This window comes from Prosthecobacter debontii (assembly GCF_900167535.1).
Lineage (GTDB): Bacteria > Verrucomicrobiota > Verrucomicrobiia > Verrucomicrobiales > Verrucomicrobiaceae > Prosthecobacter > Prosthecobacter debontii.
In genome coordinates, this window is record NZ_FUYE01000005.1 from 343,068 (window position 1) to 363,681 (window position 20,614).

Consider the following 20,614-nt stretch of genomic DNA (forward strand, 5'->3'; position numbering starts at 1 on the left):
AATCTGACAATGTTAGGTACATCTTTAGGTTGCTATCTGGCCTCATTCAGAAGAGATTTTCCATAATTCAAAGACTTTTCATAAACTATGTATGGCCTCGTCAACAAAGCGGTCGAAGAACTGGTCATTACTCAATTCGGTCAGGACAAATGGGAGGCTATCAAAGCCACCGCAGGTGTGGATGTGGAAGTCTTTGTCAGTAATCAAGCCTACCCCGATGAAATCACCTACCGCCTCGTCGGGGCAGCTAGTGAAGTGCTGAAAATTTCTGCCGAGCAGATTTTAATCGCCTTTGGTGAGCACTGGGTCTTGAAGACCGCGAGTGAAAGTTACGGCCCAATGATGAAGGCGGGGGGGAAGAACCTGCGCGATTTTCTCATCAACTTGCCTAACTTTCACACGCGCGTGGCCATGATTTACCCCGACCTCAAACCCCCGCGTTTCGAGTGTTCTGACATTGAGGATAGTTCTCTCAAGCTGCACTATTTCACCCATCGTCCAGGATTGACGACTTTCGTTGTCGGGCTCGTGCAAGGGCTGGGCAAACTTTTTAACACACCAGCGACATGTGAGATTCTGGCTCGGCAGGATCAAGGCGCCGAGCACGATGTCTTTAAGGTGGCCTGGACTCTAGTATGACGAACAAGACCATCCCCTTATCACGCGTCATCGAGCTTCCCGGGGAGACTTTCCTCAGGGTCTTCCCATTCTTTTTCGCGTGGGATGAAACTCAGCGGATTGTGAATTTTGGTCCGTCTTTGGGGAAGATTTGTGAAGATGTCCAACGGGGGATTTGGATCGGAGAGTTATTTGAGATGATCCGACCAGAGGTCGGTTTTGAAGCAGAAGTCCTGAAGAAACATCTGAAGGAGCTGTTTTTCTTCCGCCATCGGAAAAGCAAAACGAGTTTCCGTGGACAGATCGTCGAACTGCCGAAATCCGGGGTGATGGTGATGCTCTGCTCCCCGTGGCTGCAAAGCACGGCGGAGATGGAGGCATTGGGAATCACCTTTGAAGACTTTGCAATCCATGATTCGTCGCTGGACTTGCTTCAGCTTTTGCAAACTCAGCAGATGGCCAATGAGGATTTGCAGAAGCTGACGAATCGACTCACCGAGCAGCGCTCACTGTTACGCCAGCGAGAGGCTGAGTATAAAAAGTTAGCCCTGGTTGCTGCACGCACGGACAACGCGGTCGTGGTGACCGATGCCCAGGGATGCATCGAGTGGGTGAATGATGGCTTTGTGCGAATCTCTGGATGGACACTTGAAGAAGTGATGGGCAAAACGCCTGGCAGCGTATTGCAAGGTCCCGATACGGATGCGGTCATGGTGGCTTACATGCGCCAGCAGTTGCTTGCGGGGAAGGGATTCAAAGGGGAAATTTTGAACTATCACAAAAATGGTTCGCGCTACTGGCTGTCTTTAGAGGTCCAGCCCATCTTCGATGAAGACGGGAAGGTCACGAACTTCATGGCGATCGAGAGTGATATCACTCAAGAATTGAGGGATAAGAAACGTCGAGACCTGCAATTCACGGTGTCACGACTTTTGACAGAGGTGAACTCCATCGAGGAGGCCAGTGCTAGGATCATTCAAGATGTCTGTTGTCGGTTAGGTTGGGCGAAGGGTGGGATGTGGATGCTGGATGAGGCGCGAGAACACCTCTCGCTTGTGGAAGCTTGGTATGACGAGTCCCAGGATTTGGCCCACTTCGTTCAGACGAGCCGCCAGTATGCTTTTATGAAAGGGGTGGGCTTACCCGGGCGTGTGTGGGAAACGGGTAAGAGCGTCTGGATCCCTGATGTGGCTGTAGATTCGGGCTTTCTCCGCGCTAGCGTGGCTAAGGAGGCCGGACTGCATGGTGGCTTGGCCTTCCCTATTGTGAACCAGGGACGGGTCTTGGGCGTGCTTGAGTTCTTCAGCAGCCGTATTGAAGAACCGGATGAAAATCTGCTGGAGACGGTCAATGGCATTGGCAATCAATTTGGCCAGTTCTTGGAGCGTAAAAAGGCGGAAGAAGCCCTCCAAGAAGCGCACACGCTGCAACGTGCCATTTTGGCTGGAGCAACCTATTCCATCATTGCGGCGGATCTGGATGGGACGATCCGAACCTTCAATCACGCGGCTGAGCGAATGTTAGGTTATCAAGCCGAGGAAATGGTGGGTAAACAAACTCCAGCGATCATTCACCTCAAAGAAGAAATCGAAAAACGTGCTGAACAACTGACTCAAGAATTAGGTTACCCCGTCGAGCCGGGTTTTGAGACATTCGTGGCCAAAGCGAAACTTGGCACGCCTGATGAAGGAGAATGGACCTACGTGCGGAAAGATGGCTCGACCTTTCCCGCTTTGCTGTGTGTCACCGCATTGTTTAACTCTCATGGTGTGGTCACAGGCTATATGGGGGTAGCTTCAGACATCACGGAGCGGAAGCGTGCTGCTGAGGCTCTGGTGGCGGCTAAGGAACTCGCGGAGGCAGCCAATCAGGCCAAGAGTGATTTCTTGGCGACGATGAGCCATGAGATCCGCACGCCGATGAATGGCATCATCGGGATGTCCTCCTTGCTGCTGGAGTCGCGATTGGAGCCGTCTCAACGAGAGATGACTGAGGCCGTCAGAAACAGTGGCGAAGCACTCATGACCATCATTGATGATATCCTCGACTTTTCGAAAATCGAAGCTCGACGTTTAGACTTGGTCAATGAAGCGTTTTCGATCGATGCCGTCTTGGATGGTGTGGTGGACTTGCTCTACCATAAAGTTCATCAAAAGGGGCTGGAGATGAGCGTGCTCATCGATCCCGATGTGCCTGCGAGTCTGAATGGAGATCCTGGCCGACTGCGGCAGGTGATTTTGAATCTGGTCGGCAACGCGATCAAATTTACCGACGAAGGCGAGGTCAATGTCTTCGTCAGGCGTGTGCATGAAAAGGAAGTTGCTCAGGAATTCATTGAGTTCGTGGTGGACGATACTGGTATCGGCATGACCCCTGAACAAATGAGTCGGCTGTTCACGCCGTTCACTCAGGTGGACGGGTCTTCGACGCGCCGTTTCGGTGGCACCGGATTAGGCCTGGTCATCAGCAAGCGCCTCGTAGAAATGATGGGCGGCTGCATTGTCGTCGAAAGCACGCTCCAATATGGCTCTCAGTTCTCATTTCGCATCCCGGTGAGCATCGCTTCAGGGGCCGAGCCGCCAATGCAATGGTCCGACCGCGAGAAGGACCTTCGCGTTCTTGTGGCGGATGATGTCTTGTTATCTCGCCGTGCAGCGGAGTTGGCTTTGAAAGGCTTGAGTCAGCCTGCCTTGATCGTGGATAATGAAGCCGCTGCGGTGGCCGCTTTGCTGGATCCACAGAGCGTGTGGGACCTGCTGGTGATCGATCGGCGATTGTTCGGTGATCGCTCCATGGATACACTCAAGATTCTAGAAAAAGAAAAACGGCGGCCCAAAGTCATTATCCTGGGCCAATTGACCGATAGCGCACGAGAGCGCAGTGCGCTGGGTGGAGTGGATGTGTATTTGCTCAAGCCCGTCCGTCGCATGCAGTTGCGCCAAGGCTTAAGAGAGGCTTTAGAAGTTAAAGATTCCCCGACCGAAATGGTGTCCAAACCTGCCGTAACCCATGAAAAAGCCATGCCTCATTTCCTGATTGTCGAAGACAATGAGGTGAATGCCAGACTGGCGATTTTACATTTAGATAAACTAGGCTTTACCCGAGATGTGGCGCGTGATGGGGCGGAGGCTGTCGAGCTTTTTGAAAAAGGCATCTATGACGGCATCCTGATGGACTGCCACATGCCTGTGATGGATGGGTATGAGGCGACTCGGCGTATCCGCGAGATTGAGGCCTCACCTGAATGGCATCGCCCTCGGGTGCGCATCATCGCGATGACCGCCAACGCCATGTCCGGCGAACGCGAGCGGTGTATGGAAGCGGGTATGGATGATTACTTGGCCAAACCCCTAAGGGCGGCCATCCTGCTCCAAGCCCTGAGTCATGTGCAGCGGCTGGATGATATTCCTCCTGAGAAGGAAACCGAAATGCCTCTGGACGCGCAGGATGTTCATGAAGTCATCTCGTCCATCGATCAATTGGCGGAGGAATTGAGTGCGGAAGCGGCGGCTCAATTGATCGAAAACTGGCTCAAAGATACACCGGATCGACTGGGGGAGATCAGTGAATTGGCGGGCGGTGGAGACCAGACCAAACTCAAACGTGCGGCTCATTCTTTGAAAGGTAGCAGTGCGCTTTTTGGGCTCAATGGCATCCGCAATCTATGCCGTGACATTGAGCTGCTTGCAGAAAGAGATCTGACTCCAGGGCAACCTCTTTTAGCCAGTGCCTTGCATCAGGCCTTTGATGCAGCCGTGCCCTTGCTGCGATCTGAATTGACCCGGCTTCAGCAGACTCCTTCGTCATGAAACTCCTCTACGTTCACGAGCGTTTCGGTGCCCTGGCCGGTGCTGAGGCCAATGCCTTTATCACCGCGCAAGAACTTGGACAGCGGGGGCATCACATGGGCATTCTTCATGGTCCAACGACCGGTAAGAATGAAGAAGGTTGGAAGGGTGTGTTCACCAGCCGCTTTCCCCTGGAAGGCGTAGATACGGCGGCGGCTGCACGGGCAGCTTTAACGTCCTTTGATCCGGATGCCATTTATGTGCATAAGATGGCGGATTTGAGGGTTATTCAGGCACTGGTCGGGAGCGGACGCCCGCTCTTACGGATGGTGCATGATCACGACATCTACTGCATGCGCAGTTACAAGTATAACTACTTCACTCGGGAGATCTGCACGCGTGCAGCCTCTTGGAGATGCGTCTTTCCCTGCGGAGCTTGTTTGGTGAAAAACAATGGCGGTGGGTTTCCTCTCAAGTGGGTGAGTTATCGTGAGAAAAAGCGGGAGATTCAGCTTAACCAGAAGTTTGATCGCATGGTCGTGGTCACAGAATACATGCGGGATGAGCTGCTCAACAACGGCTTCGATCCCTCTCGGATCGAAATTCATGCTCCGGTGCCGCGCATGGGAGATCCCAATCTGCGCAGTTCCTTCAGTGATCGAAACCTCATCCTCTATGCCGGTCAGATCATTCGCGGCAAAGGAGTCGATGTCTTGCTGGAAGCTCTAGCCAAGGTGAAAAGCAAGTTTGAATGCATCATTCTCGGTGACGGTAACCATAAGTCTTACTGCGAGGAACTGTCGAAGAAGCTGGGGCTGGCGGATCGTGTTCACTTCAAAGGCTTCATCCCGCAGGAGGAACTGAAGTCCTACTATCAGGAGTGTAGCGTCGTGGCTCTCAGCAGTGTGTGGCCGGAGCCTATCGCAACGATTGGTCTGGAAGTGATGCGTTACGCGTTACCTGTCGTCGGTTTCGATGCGGGTGGGATCAAAGATTGGCTCAAGGATGGTCAAAACGGCTATCTGATTCCCTGGATGGATCGGGAGGTCTTTGCGCAGCGCTTGGATGAATTGCTTCAAGACAAAACGAAAGCACGCCAAATGGGTGAAAACGGCCTGAAGTTTGTGAGCGAGCGCTACGATTTCCCCACTTACATTGAGGATCTAGAGAAAATGTTCGAGAGGGTGAGGCGGAGCCGGGGAAGCGCTTGAACCTCAGACAGTGGGGGGATTTTTCACCCGTTTGGGGGGGATTACAAGGTGACAGGCCTCTTCTAGGATGGCCTTGTGATGAAACCCAACGCCTTCCATTCCAATTTGATCGCCCGCCGCCTGCTGCAAGCGCAGACTCGCTCCGGCCGCTGGTTTTGGCAGATCTCCATGCTCCTGAAGCGTGGCTCTTGGCTGGCCCTGGTCCACGGAACTCGGGTGATGAAGCGCACGCTGGACATCGTGATTTCCGTGATCGTTCTGCTGTTAGCGTCGCCTGTGCTTTTGGCGGTGGCTTTGATGATCAAGTCCGACGGAGGTCCGGTTTTTTTCCGCCAGCGTCGCGTGGGCTATCTGGGGCGTGAATTTGGCATGTGGAAGTTCCGCTCCATGTGTGTGGATGCTGAGGCTAAGCTGGCTGCTCTGCTGGCGCAGAATGAAAAAGCCGGTGGGGTGACTTTTAAAATGGAGAACGATCCTCGCATCACCCGCGTAGGACGTTTTATCCGCCGCGCTTCGCTGGATGAGCTGCCCCAGCTTTTCAATGTTCTGGCAGGTGAGATGTCCATCGTGGGGCCACGCCCGCCGCTGCCTCGTGAGGTGGCTCTTTATTCTTTGGATGATCGCCGCCGCCTCTTGGCCATCCCTGGTATCACGGGCCTCTGGCAGGTGGGTGAGCGGGAAGGTGGCACCTTTGAGATCGGTGACCGCAATGCCATCGACTTCGATGAACAGGTCCGCCTGGATGTCCGCTACATCGAGGACCAAACCGTGGCTCGTGATCTGTGGATCATGCTGAAGACGCCCCCAGCCATGCTGCTGGGTAAGTAAGTCTAACCGAGAAACTGTCCTGTCATGCAAGCAATCGTGATCTGTCCTGAATACCGCCCTGCTGCGGGCGTATTCCACCGCATGGCACCTCTGGTGCTGATGCCGGTGCTCGGACGCACGCTGCTGGATCACGTGCTGACTTACCTGGCGGCAGAAGGGGTGAAAGACGTTCTGTTGCTGGCAGCAGACCGGCCTGAGCTGATCCGCGATGCGGTGGGCCGTGGAGCGGCTCTAGGCCTGAAGATCGAGGTCACTGCCACAGCCCACGAACTCTCCATTGAAGAAGCTCAAACCGCCCATGGCAGCCAATGCTCCGGCCCGGTGCGTGTTCTGGTGGCGGATGCGATTCCTGGGAAACTGAATTTTGTTTTCTGGCGCAGCCATTACTTGCAGTTCAAGTCTTTCCTCGATGGGGTGGCTGACCCGGCGGTGAATGCCACGCTCACCATGCGGGAACTGAGCCCCGGGGTCTGGGTGAGCACCAAGGCACGACTCGCAGCGACGGTGAATTTAACTGCGCCCGCTTGGGTAGGGCCTCATGTGACTGTGCGTGCGGATGCGAAGATCGGCCCTGGCGCGATTCTGGAAACCGGAGCTTACGTCGATGACGGCGTGGTGCTGGAAAATACCTGGGTAGGACCTCACACCTATGTGGGGGCTGGAATGAGCCTCGATCACTCGATGGCTTGGGGAAACGGGCTGCAAGACTGGGAGAAGGGCTCGTTTCTGGAGGTGCAGGATGGCTTTTTCCTTCAAGACATCGGTCAGCGTCTTGGCAGCGAGAGTCGTGCGGCCTGGTGGGAGCGTGTCCTGGCTTTGATTCTGCTGGTGTTGGGCCTGCCCGGTTATCTCTGGGTGGTGGTGAAGAGCTTAGTTCTGCGGAAGCCGGTGTTTGCTGAGCGCCGAGTCATGCTGCCACCTCTGGGATGCGTGGATGGCTTCAGCCGCACTTTCCGTCTGCTGCAGTTCACCGCAACGGATTCTCTTTTTCAGCGCTGGCCAGAGCTTTGGCGGGTGTTGCGCGGGGAGATGGCGTTGGTGGGAAATCGCCCGCTGTCTCCTGAGGCGGCGACTGCGCTGCGAGGCGAGGTGGGGCAGCTCTGGCTGGCAGATCCCGCGGGGGTTTTCTCCCTTGCCGATGCACAGGGGGCTGATCCCGAGCAGATGCCCGAGGCACTGGCCCACGCTGCCTTCTTCAGTGTGCAGCGCAGCCTGTTCCTTCGTCTGCAAATCCTGGTTCGCTGCCTCGTCCGCCTGATCTCTTTTCAAAGCTCTTTTTCAACCCCGTCCGATCACACTTCCCTCTCTTTTTCCTAACTATGAATGCGTCTGAACAAACCCTGACTTTGAGCACTCCCTGCGATCTCGAACGCCGTGCGGCGGATGTGTGGCGCAAGACAGCCGCCAGCTTGTTAAAGCCTTCTCATATCCATGCTGAGCTGGATATGTCCAATACGCGCAGTTTGGATAGCTCAGGGATCGCCGCGCTTCTCGCGTTGCGGGAGGTGGTGAGTAAGCGCGGAGGCAATGTCCGCTTGGTTAATCCGGCTCCGCAGGTCATGCAGCTTCTGGAATTGACCCGCATGCATCGCCTGTTCCAGTTCGGTTTTGGGGTCACGCAGCCTGCACCTGAGTCGCTCCGCCCGATTCTGGTCGTGGAAGATGAGCCTCATATTCGCACGGTCTGTGAGCTGAGCATGAAGCCCTTAGGCCGCCGCGTTCTCAGTGCTTCCAATGGTCAAGACGCCATCAACATCGCCCGCCGGGAAAACCCCTCGGTGATCATTCTCGACTACGTGATGCCGCTCATGGATGGCCGCCAGACCCTGCGCCGTCTGAAAGCGGACGAGGCTACCAAGCACATCCCCGTGATCCTGATGAGCGCCACTGAGACCCTGGCTGGCTCTCAGCACGACAGCTTCGAGGGAGCCTCCCTCTTCATCACCAAACCTTTCAGCCCTGCAGCCCTTCGTGGTGAAGTGCATCGCTTGATCCAAACCCACCTCCCCCTGGCTGCTTAATGAAACCTTCCTTGTCACTCTTTATCATGGTGGATGCCTGCGGATGGGAGATCATTAAAAACGATCCCTTCCTTCAGGAGATCGCCCCACATCGGCACAAGCTGGAAAGCGTTTTCGGCTACAGCTCTACCTGCGTGCCCAGCATCGTCAGCGGTCATTGGCCCGATGAGCACCGGAACTGGTGCTACTTTGTTCACAGCCCGGAGACTTCCCCCTTCAAGTTTTTAAGCTGGCTGAAATGGCTGCCCAAGGCGGTGACGAGCCGCCGCATCTTTCGCCGCTGGCTGACGAAGCTGGCGAAGAAGAAGTTAGGCTTTAAAGGTTACTTCGATCTTTACAACATCCCGTTCGAACACATCGACCGATTTGATTTCACCGAGAAGAAAAGCCCGCTTCAGCCTAAGGGTATGAATCGCGGCACGAACATCTTCGATACCTTGCAGGAGAAGGAAGTTCCTCATTTCGTCAGCGATCCGAACCAATCCGAGGAAGCGAATCGGGATGCGCTCGCCGCCCACATCGAGGCCAGTGATATCGACTTTGCCTTCATGTATTGGGCAGGCCTGGATGGCCTGCTGCATCGTGTGGGTAATGACTCGCCGGAAGTGCCAGCCAAGCTGCGTGTCTATGAAGAGTGGATTCACTATCTCTATGATCTGGCCAGCAAGAGCTATGAAGAAGTGAATCTCTATGTCTTCAGCGATCACGGCATGGCCAATTGCGATGTGCATTTGGATCTTAAATCTGTGATCGAAACTCTGCCGCTGACGTTCGGGAAAGATTATGCGGTCGTGTATGACAGTACCATGGCTCGTTTTTGGTTCTTCAATGATGAAGTTCGCCAGAAAATCACGGCAGCTCTTCAGACCGTGCCTCAGGGCAGGATCATGCCCGAGGCCGAGTTGAAGGAACTGCGTGTCCACTTTGAGGATCATCAGTTTGGTGAACTCATCTTTCTGGTTCAAGAAGGCGTGCTCATCGTGCCTAGCCATATGGGTGAGCGGCCTATCCGAGCCATGCACGGCTACCATCCACACGATGCCCACAGCTATGCCTCCCTGCTGACCAACCGGCCTGAACTCACCTCCGAAGTCACTCACATCCCCCACATCCACCGTCTGATGGAAGACTCCATCGAACAGCAATCTTCATCCTACGAAAGCCATGTCTGCCATCGCTCTGCCTTCACGCTCGCTGCTTGATTCCTGGAATCATTTTTGGACGAAAGTCCGCTTCAAGTTCGTTTTACCACGTCTGCGTCAGGCCAAGTTGGAAGGCGTCAAACTGCATATCGCAGATTTGTCACCTCTGATGAAGAACGTCATTCTGACGGGGCGTTATGAGTTTCAGGAGCGCCGTTTTGCCTCCATGTTTCTTTCGACAGGAGATGTCGTGCTGGAGCTCGGGGGGGCCATTGGCTTCATCGGCCTGTATTGCCGGAAAATCGTCGGGGTGAAGCATGTGACCAGTGTCGAGGCCAATCCGAACACCCTGAAGATGCTCCGTCAGAACTATGAACTCAATGGTCTGGAGCCCTCGGTGATCCATGCTGCCGCGGCGGCTCAGGATGGACATCTGGACCTCAACATTGGTGGTGAGTTTTGGGAAAACACCCTCACAGGAACCTCCGAGAATACGGTGCGCGTGCCCGCCTGTAGCCTGGCGACTTTGATCCGGCGCATGCCAGTGTCCCCGACGGCCCTGATCTGCGATATCGAAGGCGCAGAGCAATACCTGGATTTCTCCCAACTGCCCGAGTCAGTGGATAAGATCATCATGGAACTGCACCCAGGAGCTATCGGTGAAGAGGCGACTCAGGCCGTGCTTCAGAAGCTGACCGACTGTGGTTTCTGTGAGTCCTGCCGGGATGGCGACGTGGTCTGCTGGTGGCGCTGAGATTCTCCATGCTTTCGGAGTGACACGGAAGTTGCCAGACTTCATGCCTCGGGCGTATGTAGTCCCGCATGAATGCCCAACCCCTCCTCCACAGTCTGTTTGTATTCCTTGCCGGCGTGTCATCGGCGGCCGCTGCGGATTGGCCCATCTGGCGTGGGCCCGCTTATAACGGGATCTCGGCGGAAAAGGACTGGCAGCTCGGGTCTGACCCGACCGTCCTCTGGGAGGCCGAGGTGGGCCTGGGTTTCTCATCCTTCGTCGTCTCGGAGGGGAAAGTCCTGACCACGGGGCATGAAGATGAAAAGGACACCCTGTTCTGCCTGGATGCCAAAACCGGCAAGACCCTGTGGAAGCACAGCTACAGTGCAGACCTAGGAGACAAGTATTATGAAGGCGGCACTTCCGCGACGCCCACCTTTGATGGCGATAGAGCCTATCACCTCAGTCGCTGGGGGGATCTTTTTTGCTTCGAGGCCGCCACGGGCAAGGTCGTGTGGGAGAAAAATGTCCAGAAAGAAACCGAAGCCAATGTGCCGGACTGGGGGTTTGCTGGGGCACCTCTGGTGCAGGGGGATCTGCTCATCCTGAATGTGGGTAAGGCGGGCATGGCTGTCGAAAAAGCCACCGGCAAGATCGTGTGGAAAAGTGAGGTGGATAACGCGGGTTATTCCACGCCCTATCCCATCACCTGGCAGGGCAAGACGCTGGCCGTCATCGGCACCGGAGATGCTTATCTCGCCGTGGACGTAAAGACCGGTCAGCAGGTGTGGTCGCATCGTTGGAACACCCGCTACGGAGTGAATGCGGCAGACCCTATCTTGGCAGGGGATCAGCTTTTTCTTTCCAGCGGTTACAATAAGGGGTGCACCTTGCTTAAGCTCGGCGAAGGCCCGCCGAAAAAAGTGTGGGAGAACAAGGTGCTGAAAAACCAGTTTAACTCCAGTATCCTTATCGACGGTTACCTCTACGGCATCGACGGGGACCAAAACAGCCGTTGTGCGCTGAAGTGCGTGCGCCTGAGCGATGGCGAGGAGATGTGGGCTGAGGGGAGTGTGGGCTTTGGCTCCCTGATGGCTGCGGATGGGCGTCTGATCGTCCTCAGCTCCAAGGGAGAACTCATCGTGGCAAAAGCCAACTCGGAGAAGTTTGATGAAACCAGCCGCGCACAGATCCTCAGTGGCAAGTGCTGGAGCGTGCCTGTGTTAGCCAATGGCCTGCTCTATGCCCGCAATTCCGAAGGACACGTGGTCTGTCTGGATCTGACGAAAAAATAAGACCCTCCGAGCATTCTTTTGCCTCCTCCTGCATGGCTCTTCCTACCGTCCGTTTCAAGCATTCACGTTTTTCAGCTCGCTTCCCAGAGGCCTATCGTTACTCACGGTCGCACTACTGGATGGCTCCCGTGGAAGGGCAGGAAGGTCTCTGGCGGGTAGGCTTTACGAAATTTGCCACCCGCATGCTGGGTGAGTTGGTGGACTGCGAGTGGCCCACGAAGGAAGGCGACCCCATCGAACCCGGGAAGAACATCGGTTGGGTCGAAGGTTTCAAAGCCGCCTCTGACGTGTATTCCGTGATGAACGGCCACTTCGCCGGGGGGAATCCCTACCTCAAGCAAGACGCCTGTGTGGTGCGGACGGACCCCTATGAAGTGGGCTGGCTCTATGCAGCACGCGGGGAGCCCGAGGCCGATCATCTGGATGTGCATGGCTACATCGAATACCTCTCCGGCATCATTCACCGCATGGCCGAGGAGGGGCACGGTGAAGAAGGTGCGCCAGAAGACTGAATGAGGCATGATCTCGGCACATCTTGAGCTTGCTGGAGAGTCGATCCTCCCCTTTTCTCCCTGGCATGAAGGCACTGCTCCTGCTTCTGATTTCCGTTTTCCCTCTCCCTGCGGCTGAGACACTGCATGTTTACACGTGGGCGGACTACGTCTCCCCGGATGTTGTCGAGAAATTTGAGGCCAAGCATGACTGTAAGGTGGTCATCGATACCTTCGATTCCAATGAGGCGATGTTTGCCAAGCTGAAGGCCGGAGCCTCAGGCTATGATGTGATTTATCCCACCAGTTACATGATTGAGGTCATGGATGCCGAGGGCATGCTTCTGGATCTGGATGCAGCACAGATACCTCATCTGAAGAATATTGATTCCGGTGTCTTGGAGAAAATCCATGACCGCAGCATGAAGCGCAGTGTTCCCTATACAGTTGGTTATGCCATCATCGCCAGCCGCAAGGACAAGTCTCCCTCTGCAGCCACTTGGGCGGTCTTTGAAAACGCAGCCCTGGCAGGGCGTATGACATTGCTGGATGATATGCGCGAGACTATCGGCGCAGCGCTGAAGAGCCTCGGTTATAGCATCAATACCCGGAATGAAAAGGAACTCGCCGAAGCTCAAGCTGTGCTACTGAAGTGGAAGAAGAATGTGGCTAAGTTTGACAATGAAGGCTACAAGGCCGGCCTGGACTCAGGCGAGTTCCTCCTCGTGCACGGTTACAGCGGAGATCTTTTCCAGGTCGCTCAGGAGAATGACAAAGTGGCCCTGATGATCCCTCAAGAAGGGGTGACCATGAGTTGTGATGAAATGGTGATTCCCAAGACGGCCAAACAACCAGCGTTGGCCCATGCCTGGATCGATTTTCTGCTCGATCCCGAGATCGCCGCAGAGAACATGGAGTGGATGGGGTATCTCTGCCCCAACACCGAAGCCCTGAAAAAAGTCAGTCCCGAATTTCTCCACAATCCTGCCGTCACCATCCCCGACGAGATCAAAGCCAAGTGTGAAACCATTCAGGACCTCGGGGCTGATTTAGCCAAATACACCAAGGTCTGGGATGCCGTGAAAGGCTAGATTCGGGAGGGCAAGGGGAGCTGTCTTCAACTCCCCAGATACACACGGGTCGTGTAAGCGAAGGTGACGGTCCCATTCGCCTGATGGGTGTCAAAGAGCTCTCGTAGAGCGGTCAACATGGCCGGATAGTGAGGATGCCCAGCCTCCGGCGCATACGATGAGGAAAGCAAGCGCCCTCGGAGGCCATCGAAATCGAAGATTTGCGCATTGGCAAACTCGTGCGTGGAATACCCCTCCGGGAAAAATTGCGCCAAGCGGGCATCATCGATGTTCTCGTGCCGGACACGGGCGTAGTCAGTGCCGTAGGTGAGCAGGAGTTGCTCATAGGCACGGAGAAAGGGCGTGGTGTCCAGCTCGCGCTTGTTCCAGATAAGGGCGATATGTCCTTGAGGGGAGAGGATGCGGGGAAATTCCTGCCGAGTCTCTGGGGTATCAAACCAATGAAAGGCTTGGGCGGCGGTGATGAGGTCCACAGTGTGATCCTCCAGAGTCGTGGCCTGCGCGGGGGCACCGATGCTGATGAAGCGCGGGTTTCTTCCGAGCAATCGCTCGGCAGCAGCTCGCATGTCAGCATTGGGCTCCACACCGAAGACGGTGCAGCCAGCAGCAAGCAGCATCTGGGTGAAGATGCCCGTGCCGGAGCCGATGTCGGCCACGCGGCTGGACCGATCTAGGGAGGCTTCGCTTAGGAGCAGTTGAATCACCTGCGGTGGATAGCTGGGGCGGTAGCGGATGTAATTTTCCACTCGGCTGGAGAACCGAGATTCGGGGCTGGGAGAGGGGCTAGTGACCATAAAATCTAGAAAAGAGGGGTGGTGATGGCGAGGGAATAGATGCGTGGGATGGGCGAATTGAGCGAATGAAATCAGTTGCCAGCGGCCCCACCCACATTACCGCATGAGACCGACTATGATCGTAGCACCCAAGATCCGAGGATTCATCTGCACCACTGCCCACCCTGAAGGCTGCGCCAAGCACGTGGCAGAACAAATCGCCGTGGTGAAAAGCCGTGGCCTCATCCCCAATGGCCCAAAGAAGGTCTTGGTCATCGGTTCCTCCACCGGTTACGGCCTCTCCTCTCGTATTGCCGCCGCTTTCGGCGCTGGCGCTTCGACGATGGGCGTGTTCTTTGAGCGTGCTGGTGAGGAAGACCGCACCGCCACAGCAGGCTGGTATAACACCGCTGCTTTTGAAAAAGCCGCTCAGGCGGAGGGGCTGTATGCCCGTTCCTTCAATGGCGATGCTTTCTCCGATGCAGTGAAGGCGGAAGTGATCGAAGCGATCAAGGCTGACCTGGGCCAAGTGGATTGCGTGATCTACAGCTTGGCGTCCCCACGCCGCACCGATCCGAAAACCGGCGAAGTTTATAAATCTGTGCTCAAGCCGATCGGCGAGACCTACACGAACAAAAACCTCAACACCACCACGGGTGTGGTCAACGAGGTGTCCATCGAGCCTGCTCAAGGCGATGACATCCCGCAGACCGTCGCCGTGATGGGTGGGGAGGACTGGGAAATGTGGATGGATGCCCTGCAGGCGGCCAATGTGCTGGCCCCAGGTGTGCAGACGGTCTCCTACTCCTACATCGGGCCTGAAGTGACTTGGCCGATCTATAAGAACGGCACCATTGGCAAGGCTAAGGAAGACCTGGAGCGTGTGCAGCGGGCCCTGGATGCCAAGCTGGCTCCGCTGAATGGCAAAGCCTGGGTGTCTGTGAACAAGGCTCTGGTGACCCAAGCCAGCTCCGCCATCCCTGTGGTGCCCCTTTACATCTCCCTCCTTTACAAGGTGATGAAGGCTCAGGGCACGCACGAGGACACCATTGAGCAGATGGATCGCCTTTTCCGCGACCGCCTCTACAATGGCAATCCGCAGCCCGATGAAGCCGGTCGTATCCGCGTGGATGACTGGGAAATGGAAGCCGGTGTGCAATCCCTGGTGGGCCAGCGCTGGACGGAAGTGAATACCGACAATCTCAGCGAATACGGTGACTTTGCCGGCTATCAAGCCAGCTTCCTGCGCCTCTTCGGCTTCGGTCTGGAAGGCGTTGATTACGCTGCTGATACCAACCCTGTCGTGGCGATCCCTTCCTTGGGTTAATCGTTGCCCTCACTGATTTGACCCCAAGCTTGAGCGTTGTCTCGAGCTTGGGGTTTTGTTTTTGGGCACTACGGATCAAATGCAGCTTCGGTTAAAGCGTCATCATTCCTCCTCATCTCCCGTTTTTCATCTTCGGACAAGGTCGTGTGGGAACTCGTTACGAGTGGAAACTTCATGGGCTTTTCTGCATATCGGATTAGTCGTTTGAACCCGTCCATGGGGATGTCAGCGACGGAGGATTTGAAATGGAGTTGGGCGGCTTTCTCCAAACCTGCGGCACAGTCGGAATGTCCGTGCTTGATCCTGAAGGGCACATGTCGAGCTAGGGTCTTTGCATACGCTTCGGGAGCGAGGCGGAAGTGAAAGCTCAGAAGTGCAATCGCCTGATAGCGGGGGAGTTGACGCAGGATATGCGTCTGGGGCAGTTCTTCATAACGGCGGGCCGCACAAAAGAGCGGCCACGGGCTTAACTTGAGAAACTCTATCTGAGTATCCGTCATCACAGGACTCGGTGGTGTCCTGCGTAAGAGCGAAATGTGTAAGCCAGCAACGGTTAAAATGAGCCCGAGAACGATCAGCCCGATGCTTATAAGAAGGCGGCGCCCGAAACGTTCCAGCTTCCAGGTGGGGGTGACTTTGGGACGAATCATCTAACGAGCAGATAGCTCGAAAATCTAAAAAGAGCAATGTCCTGCAAAGACTTCTGGGTGCCTTGATTAGAGAGACTTAGCGTTACTCACCCCCGGTTTAGTCTCTTGTACTGCCGTATCTTCCAATCACGGGATATCCATCGATCAGGGTTCCTCCCGGGTGGCCCAAAGCAAAACTATGATTTCGATGGGCAGGTTTCGGGCCGACTTTGAAGTTGGCAGCACTCCGGCTTTCCTGTCTCCAGTCGCACCCATCAATCCGAACGATTAGACTGCACAAGAGTCCCTGATACCTCTCGGGGCCACTGACGACAGGACCGCATAGCCCGTAGAAGAGCTGTCCGTCTTGAAGCCACTGTGTGACCTGGAGAATAAACGGGGTGAGGTCGTTGAGGTAGGTGGTCGATTGGTCGGATGTCTTGATCCAAATCTCGTCGGCGGGGGTGACTTCAATCAGGCCACCGATGTCAGCTAGGGCTCTGTGCCGCGAAGCCGCCGGGGGGATCCTTTTCCCCATACTCACACGCACTTCGACGTCATAGCCGAGGCTAGCATAGAACGCTTGGACGCTTTCGTTACCTTCTTGGATCTGGAGATTGATCTTCAAGCAACCGCGCTGGATCAAGGCCTTCTCGGCGGCGAGAACAAGCTCGGTGCCGAGACGACGATGTCGATGCTCAGGAGCGACCGCGAGCGAATAAAGCCAGCCGCGATGGCCGTCGTAGCCGGCCATGATGCTGCCAATGACCTGGCCTTCACAGGTGGCCGCGAAGAACAAGCCATCGTTGAGCGCTAGCTTCTGGTCGATGACGAGATTGGGCTCGTTGTGGGCGCTCTGATAACCCAAAACGGACTGCCATAGGCGAATGATACCTTCTCGATGGAGGGTGGGATCAAACCGGTGGATGGTGGTCGCACTCATGGCTTAGCCGAATCGATAGGATTGAATTGGGTATTGTAGAAGATGGGTGCAAGGCTATGCCGCCGTAGCTAGCCGTAAGGAGTCGGGACACTGCATTGATGCCTACCGTAATGAGCAAAAGCGCGGTTAGCATTTAAAATACTCTAGCTTCTACAAGCAGAAAACCTGGAGTTCCTAGGGTGTGGAACATCCAGGTTTACCTGGGATGGAGTGTCGGACGCTTCAGGTCAGATTATCGATGACTCAGCATCTTTATTTTTTAAACATCGCGTTGCCAGAGTCGCCGCCACTGAGCACATAGGCGAGGAGATCGAGGATTTCCTCCTTCTTCAGCATGGCCAGCAGCATCGGCGGCATAGGAGACACCTTGCTGAGTTCAATGCTTTTCACCTCTTTACGATCCACATTCACGCGCTGATTCGGATCGCTGGCATCGGTGTTGAGAGTAACGCCATCGCCGCTGAGATTCACCACCACGCCGGTGAGGATCTCTCCATTATTTTTGGTCACCAAGATCGGAGCGAACTGCTCATTGATTTCCTTGCTCGGATTGATGATCTGATCCAGCAGATCATGCGGGCTGTAGCGACCTCCAGAACCCGTCAAATCCGGGCCCGTCATCCCTCCGGCATTGCCAAAACGGTGGCAGGCGAAGCAACCTGCCGCACCGAACATCTTACGACCATTGTCGAAGCTGCGTCCGGTCATGCCGGTTTCAGCCGCTTTGCTCAATTCGTCCAGCGTCCACATCGTCGGTGTGCGCCCCAGGAACATGGCACCGACGTTTTCAATCGCCGACTTACGCTCGGGTTTCTTCGCGATCAGCTCCGCATGCTCGGTTTTCTCCGCCTCCGTGAAGGTGGCAAGGCTATCATTGCGGATGAACTCGATGAATTTGTCAAAGCTCGCTCCTCCTTTGTAATTGGCAGCTTTCAAGAACCACTCCAACTGAACCTTCCGCAGTTCTGGTGTCCAGCCGGCCTTCAGCATGCGCAGGCTGCGAGCATATTCCATCTGCGGCTCTTGGCTTTCAGCCTGAGCAATGAGAGCCATGCCTTTAGCCGCTGCATGAGGTGCCTGAAGATAGCAAAGAGTCTCACACAGCAGCCAGTTCAACTCAAAGTTAGGTGCAGGGAAAGCGGGATCGAGTTTAGCGATTAGAGCCTGGACGGTCGCGTCGTCTGGATTGCCAAATCGGTGAAGCACGATCTGAGTCACCCGAACGTAGGTGAGACGCTGATCAGGAGTCAGCTTGGCCCAGTCGAGCTTCAGCAGGGCAGCCAGCAGAGCATCACGCATCGTGGCATCCACGGAGGCATTTTCGGCACGGTGACTTGGGCAGAGGCCCGTCAGACGAGCCAGGGCTAACAGAGCTTCGAGCTGACGCCCTGCATCCGTTTCTTCCAACGCTTTGTCCTTCCACTTAGCCACAGGTTGATGCTCGATCGCCACTCGGGCTGCGCTGCGGATGAAGCGATCGGCGTGGTTCAAATGCGGCCAAGCAAAATCAACGGCTTTAGGATCCGATTTGCCATGGAAAGCCTCTAGTTCATGACGCAGTTCACGTTCATTGGAAACCATCGCAGCTCTAACGACAGGGCTGGTGTCTTCAGTCCCCACATAGGTGACTCGATAAAGACCCGATTGCACGCGTCGCCCCCCAATCGCGAAATACAGGGCTCCATCTTGTGGATTCACCACCATATCCGTCAGAGGCAGTGGAGCCCCTGTGATGAAGTCCTCCTTCGTGGCTTTATAGCTGGCGCCATCCGGCTGGAGATGCACGGCATAGAGTTTCCCCCAGCTCCAGTCCATGATGTAAAAAGCCTCTTGGTATTTGGCGGGAAACTTCGCCCCGTATCCAAAGGCCACGCCCGTAGGAGAACCGGGGCCGATATTCAAAGTGGCAGGAAGGCTATCCGCATAAAACTCGGGATACTTACCCGCACCGTTACGCCAACCATACTCACCGCCGCTGACGACATGATTCACGCGAGTCGGGCGATACCACGGGGTATTAAAATCATACTCCATGTCCGCATCGTAGGTGAAGAGTTCACCATCCTGATTGAAGGCCCCGTCATAGATGTTGCGGAAGCCTGAGGCGAAGATTTCGAAGGTTTGACCATCGGGTGTGACACGATAGACGATGCCACCGGGAGCTAAGACGTGGCGATTGTGCCCACGGCCATCTGGCATGCGTGGAAGCAAATGATCATCACCCCAGACTTTGCGCACCGGAGATGTATCCGGGGTGCCCGCTTCAGGACCTTCGGCCAGCACCGCGTTGTTCCCAGTGATTAAGAAGAGTGACTTGCCATCGGGAGATGGCACCACGGCGTGTACGCCGTGATCGCTCTTGGAATCAAACGCGCGTAACAACTCCACCTTGTCGAGCAGATCGTCCGCATTCGTGTCGCTGATGCGGTAGAGACCGCTCTGCATCTTTTGCTCGTAGTCATTCACACCGGCATACAGGGCTCCGAAGGCAAAGACCATGCCGTTGATCGCCCGCACGTTGACCGGCACTTTAACAATGTCCTGCTCCTTCAAGGGCTGACCTGCAGCCGGAGGGGAAAACCGGTAAAGATCGCCATACTGATCGCTGGCGTAGATGCGGCCTTTATCATCCGCACACAGGGCCACCCAGGAGCCCTGCTCACCCCCTGGAACCGAGTAGAGCAATTCCACCTTAAAGTCTTTGGGCGCTTTAATACGGTCCACGGGTGTCGCCTTATTCTCTCCAATGGCGGGTCCCACTGAATCGGGTCGCTTCGCTTTCGCGGCGGCTTTGGCCTTGGCTGGAGTTCCCTTCGCAGGAGCGGGTTTCCCCTTCGCTGCTTTGGGTCCTGCAGGTGCCTTCTTAGCAGGGGCAGGTTTCTCGATCTTCTGCGCATCGTTAGGAATGTCGGTTTTCGCAAACGGGATTAAGCCTCCCTCGGGCAGCTCTTTGAACATCACCTCCTTGATCTGCACCCTCATTGCTGGGCCCCGGTGGATCTGGAACGCCAGCAAACCCGAAAGCGCCATGGCCTTAGGCTCATGATCCACCAGATCAATCGTCACCTTGCCATTCAGTTTGTGGATCAGATGATTTCCTTGAGCGATGACGGTGTATTCATTCCACTCCGCCACATCCGCCGCCACCGGATCACGCTCCGCCACCAGCCACTTGCCGCCTTGTTCATCGATGACCACGCTCTGACCGTTTTGGCAGATGATGCCACGCCCGCGCTCCTCATACACCATGGCATTGTTAGGCGCGGCTGGGTGGATATCGCACTGATACCCCCCAATGGACCATTTGCCGACTTCTGGCAGCGCTTTGCTCCGGTATTGAATGCCTGTGTTATTGCCGGTGACCTTGGCCTTGATCCGCAACTCAAAGTTTTTCACTTCGCCTCCACGCCAGACCAGGAACTGATTGTAGCTAAGCTGCTCAGGACCGGTCGTCTCACCGGTGATGCATCCCTCTTCCACCCTCCAGAGTTCGGGATTTCCATCCCATCCTGAGAGGTCTTTTCCATTGAAGAGAGAACGAAAACCCTCCTCAGCCTGCGCGGCGGTGAGCCAGGCAGTCGAAAGGAGGGTGGCGAATAACAAAGTGAATTTCATGGCGAATCCGGGTGGTCGAGTCGGGGGGGGCACGCAGCCGAAACTGCGAGCACATGAAAACGCGTTTCTTTCACGAAATAAGACAGCAAAAGATGTGTCGGATCTCGCA

General features: G+C 55.5%; 16 protein-coding genes. 12 read left to right on the top strand and 4 right to left on the bottom strand.

The window, feature by feature from the left end; all coding sequences use genetic code 11:
• Window positions 1-87: 87 nt before the first annotated feature.
• The 11 genes from B5D61_RS10120 (at window position 88) to B5D61_RS10170 (ending at window position 13,218) form a co-directional block, all read left to right on the top strand.
• A complete protein-coding gene (locus B5D61_RS10120) occupies window positions 88-639 on the top strand; it encodes a heme NO-binding domain-containing protein (RefSeq protein WP_078813258.1) in 552 nt (183 codons plus the stop codon).
• Window positions 636-4,427 carry a PAS domain S-box protein gene (locus B5D61_RS10125; protein ID WP_078813259.1) on the top strand — a complete coding sequence of 1,264 codons (3,792 nt, stop codon included), beginning with the start codon at window positions 636-638 and terminating at the stop codon, window positions 4,425-4,427. The genes B5D61_RS10120 and B5D61_RS10125 overlap by 4 nt, the downstream gene beginning before the upstream one ends.
• A complete protein-coding gene (locus B5D61_RS10130; RefSeq protein ID WP_078813260.1) occupies window positions 4,424-5,617 on the top strand; it encodes a glycosyltransferase family 4 protein in 1,194 nt (397 codons plus the stop codon). Before B5D61_RS10125 ends, B5D61_RS10130 begins: the two co-directional genes overlap by 4 nt.
• 78 nt (window positions 5,618-5,695) lie before the next feature.
• Window positions 5,696-6,445 carry a sugar transferase gene (locus B5D61_RS10135; protein WP_139373174.1) on the top strand — a complete coding sequence of 250 codons (750 nt, stop codon included), beginning with the start codon at window positions 5,696-5,698 and terminating at the stop codon, window positions 6,443-6,445.
• A 24-nt stretch (window positions 6,446-6,469) separates the two neighbouring features.
• Window positions 6,470-7,762 carry a sugar transferase gene (locus B5D61_RS10140; RefSeq protein WP_078813261.1) on the top strand — a complete coding sequence of 431 codons (1,293 nt, stop codon included), beginning with the start codon at window positions 6,470-6,472 and terminating at the stop codon, window positions 7,760-7,762.
• A 2-nt stretch (window positions 7,763-7,764) separates the two neighbouring features.
• On the top strand, window positions 7,765-8,466 hold the full coding sequence (locus tag B5D61_RS10145; protein WP_078813262.1) for a response regulator: 702 nt from the start codon (window positions 7,765-7,767) through the stop codon (window positions 8,464-8,466).
• Window positions 8,466-9,668 (top strand): alkaline phosphatase family protein, encoded by a 1,203-nt coding sequence (locus B5D61_RS10150; RefSeq protein WP_078813263.1) that lies wholly within the window; start codon window positions 8,466-8,468, stop codon window positions 9,666-9,668. Before B5D61_RS10145 ends, B5D61_RS10150 begins: the two co-directional genes overlap by 1 nt.
• The gene (locus B5D61_RS10155) at window positions 9,631-10,362 is read left to right on the top strand and encodes an FkbM family methyltransferase (RefSeq protein WP_078813264.1); all 732 of its coding nucleotides are present in this window, start codon (window positions 9,631-9,633) and stop codon (window positions 10,360-10,362) included. Before B5D61_RS10150 ends, B5D61_RS10155 begins: the two co-directional genes overlap by 38 nt.
• A 68-nt stretch (window positions 10,363-10,430) precedes the next feature.
• Window positions 10,431-11,636, top strand: coding sequence for a PQQ-binding-like beta-propeller repeat protein (locus tag B5D61_RS10160; protein WP_078813265.1), 1,206 nt, complete (start codon window positions 10,431-10,433; stop codon window positions 11,634-11,636).
• A gap of 32 nt (window positions 11,637-11,668) precedes the next feature.
• Window positions 11,669-12,148 (top strand): glycine cleavage system H family protein, encoded by a 480-nt coding sequence (locus B5D61_RS10165; protein ID WP_078813266.1) that lies wholly within the window; start codon window positions 11,669-11,671, stop codon window positions 12,146-12,148.
• Window positions 12,149-12,213: 65 nt separating this feature from the next.
• On the top strand, window positions 12,214-13,218 hold the full coding sequence (locus tag B5D61_RS10170; RefSeq protein ID WP_139373175.1) for an ABC transporter substrate-binding protein: 1,005 nt from the start codon (window positions 12,214-12,216) through the stop codon (window positions 13,216-13,218).
• Between the two features lie 26 nt (window positions 13,219-13,244).
• On the opposite strand, the gene B5D61_RS10175 is transcribed toward B5D61_RS10170, so the two are convergent.
• Window positions 13,245-14,012, bottom strand: a complete 768-nt coding sequence (locus tag B5D61_RS10175; RefSeq protein WP_078813268.1) for a class I SAM-dependent methyltransferase — start codon at window positions 14,010-14,012, stop codon at window positions 13,245-13,247.
• Window positions 14,013-14,127: 115 nt separating this feature from the next.
• On the opposite strand from B5D61_RS10175, the gene fabV reads away from it, so the two are divergent.
• On the top strand, window positions 14,128-15,318 hold the full coding sequence (fabV, locus tag B5D61_RS10180; protein WP_078813269.1) for an enoyl-ACP reductase FabV: 1,191 nt from the start codon (window positions 14,128-14,130) through the stop codon (window positions 15,316-15,318).
• A gap of 68 nt (window positions 15,319-15,386) precedes the next feature.
• Here the strand turns inward: fabV and B5D61_RS10185 are convergent, their stop codons facing one another.
• The 3 genes from B5D61_RS10185 to B5D61_RS10195 all read right to left on the bottom strand — a co-directional run bounded on the left by B5D61_RS10185 (window position 15,387) and on the right by B5D61_RS10195 (window position 20,505).
• Window positions 15,387-15,968 carry a hypothetical protein gene (locus B5D61_RS10185; protein WP_078813270.1) on the bottom strand — a complete coding sequence of 194 codons (582 nt, stop codon included), beginning with the start codon at window positions 15,966-15,968 and terminating at the stop codon, window positions 15,387-15,389.
• A 97-nt stretch (window positions 15,969-16,065) separates the two neighbouring features.
• Complete coding sequence (locus tag B5D61_RS10190) at window positions 16,066-16,890, bottom strand: GNAT family acetyltransferase (protein ID WP_078813271.1); 825 nt, start codon at window positions 16,888-16,890, stop codon at window positions 16,066-16,068.
• 252 nt (window positions 16,891-17,142) lie between these two features.
• Window positions 17,143-20,505, bottom strand: coding sequence for a 3-keto-alpha-glucoside-1,2-lyase-like domain-containing protein (locus tag B5D61_RS10195; protein ID WP_078813272.1), 3,363 nt, complete (start codon window positions 20,503-20,505; stop codon window positions 17,143-17,145).
• Window positions 20,506-20,614: the final 109 nt, after the last annotated feature.

Bases quoted from the DNA above. Each gene is read 5' to 3' on its own strand.
- B5D61_RS10120 (WP_078813258.1), top strand. From the start codon at position 88: ATGTATGGCCTCGTCAACAAAGCGGTCGAAGAACTGGTCATTACTCAA.
- B5D61_RS10125 (WP_078813259.1), top strand. From the start codon at position 636: ATGACGAACAAGACCATCCCCTTATCACGCGTCATCGAGCTTCCCGGG.
- B5D61_RS10130 (WP_078813260.1), top strand. From the start codon at position 4,424: ATGAAACTCCTCTACGTTCACGAGCGTTTCGGTGCCCTGGCCGGTGCT.
- B5D61_RS10135 (WP_139373174.1), top strand. From the start codon at position 5,696: ATGAAACCCAACGCCTTCCATTCCAATTTGATCGCCCGCCGCCTGCTG.
- B5D61_RS10140 (WP_078813261.1), top strand. From the start codon at position 6,470: ATGCAAGCAATCGTGATCTGTCCTGAATACCGCCCTGCTGCGGGCGTA.
- B5D61_RS10145 (WP_078813262.1), top strand. From the start codon at position 7,765: ATGAATGCGTCTGAACAAACCCTGACTTTGAGCACTCCCTGCGATCTC.
- B5D61_RS10150 (WP_078813263.1), top strand. From the start codon at position 8,466: ATGAAACCTTCCTTGTCACTCTTTATCATGGTGGATGCCTGCGGATGG.
- B5D61_RS10155 (WP_078813264.1), top strand. From the start codon at position 9,631: ATGTCTGCCATCGCTCTGCCTTCACGCTCGCTGCTTGATTCCTGGAAT.
- B5D61_RS10160 (WP_078813265.1), top strand. From the start codon at position 10,431: ATGAATGCCCAACCCCTCCTCCACAGTCTGTTTGTATTCCTTGCCGGC.
- B5D61_RS10165 (WP_078813266.1), top strand. From the start codon at position 11,669: ATGGCTCTTCCTACCGTCCGTTTCAAGCATTCACGTTTTTCAGCTCGC.
- B5D61_RS10170 (WP_139373175.1), top strand. From the start codon at position 12,214: ATGAAGGCACTGCTCCTGCTTCTGATTTCCGTTTTCCCTCTCCCTGCG.
- B5D61_RS10175 (WP_078813268.1), bottom strand. From the start codon at position 14,012: ATGGTCACTAGCCCCTCTCCCAGCCCCGAATCTCGGTTCTCCAGCCGA.
- fabV (WP_078813269.1), top strand. From the start codon at position 14,128: ATGATCGTAGCACCCAAGATCCGAGGATTCATCTGCACCACTGCCCAC.
- B5D61_RS10185 (WP_078813270.1), bottom strand. From the start codon at position 15,968: ATGATTCGTCCCAAAGTCACCCCCACCTGGAAGCTGGAACGTTTCGGG.
- B5D61_RS10190 (WP_078813271.1), bottom strand. From the start codon at position 16,890: ATGAGTGCGACCACCATCCACCGGTTTGATCCCACCCTCCATCGAGAA.
- B5D61_RS10195 (WP_078813272.1), bottom strand. From the start codon at position 20,505: ATGAAATTCACTTTGTTATTCGCCACCCTCCTTTCGACTGCCTGGCTC.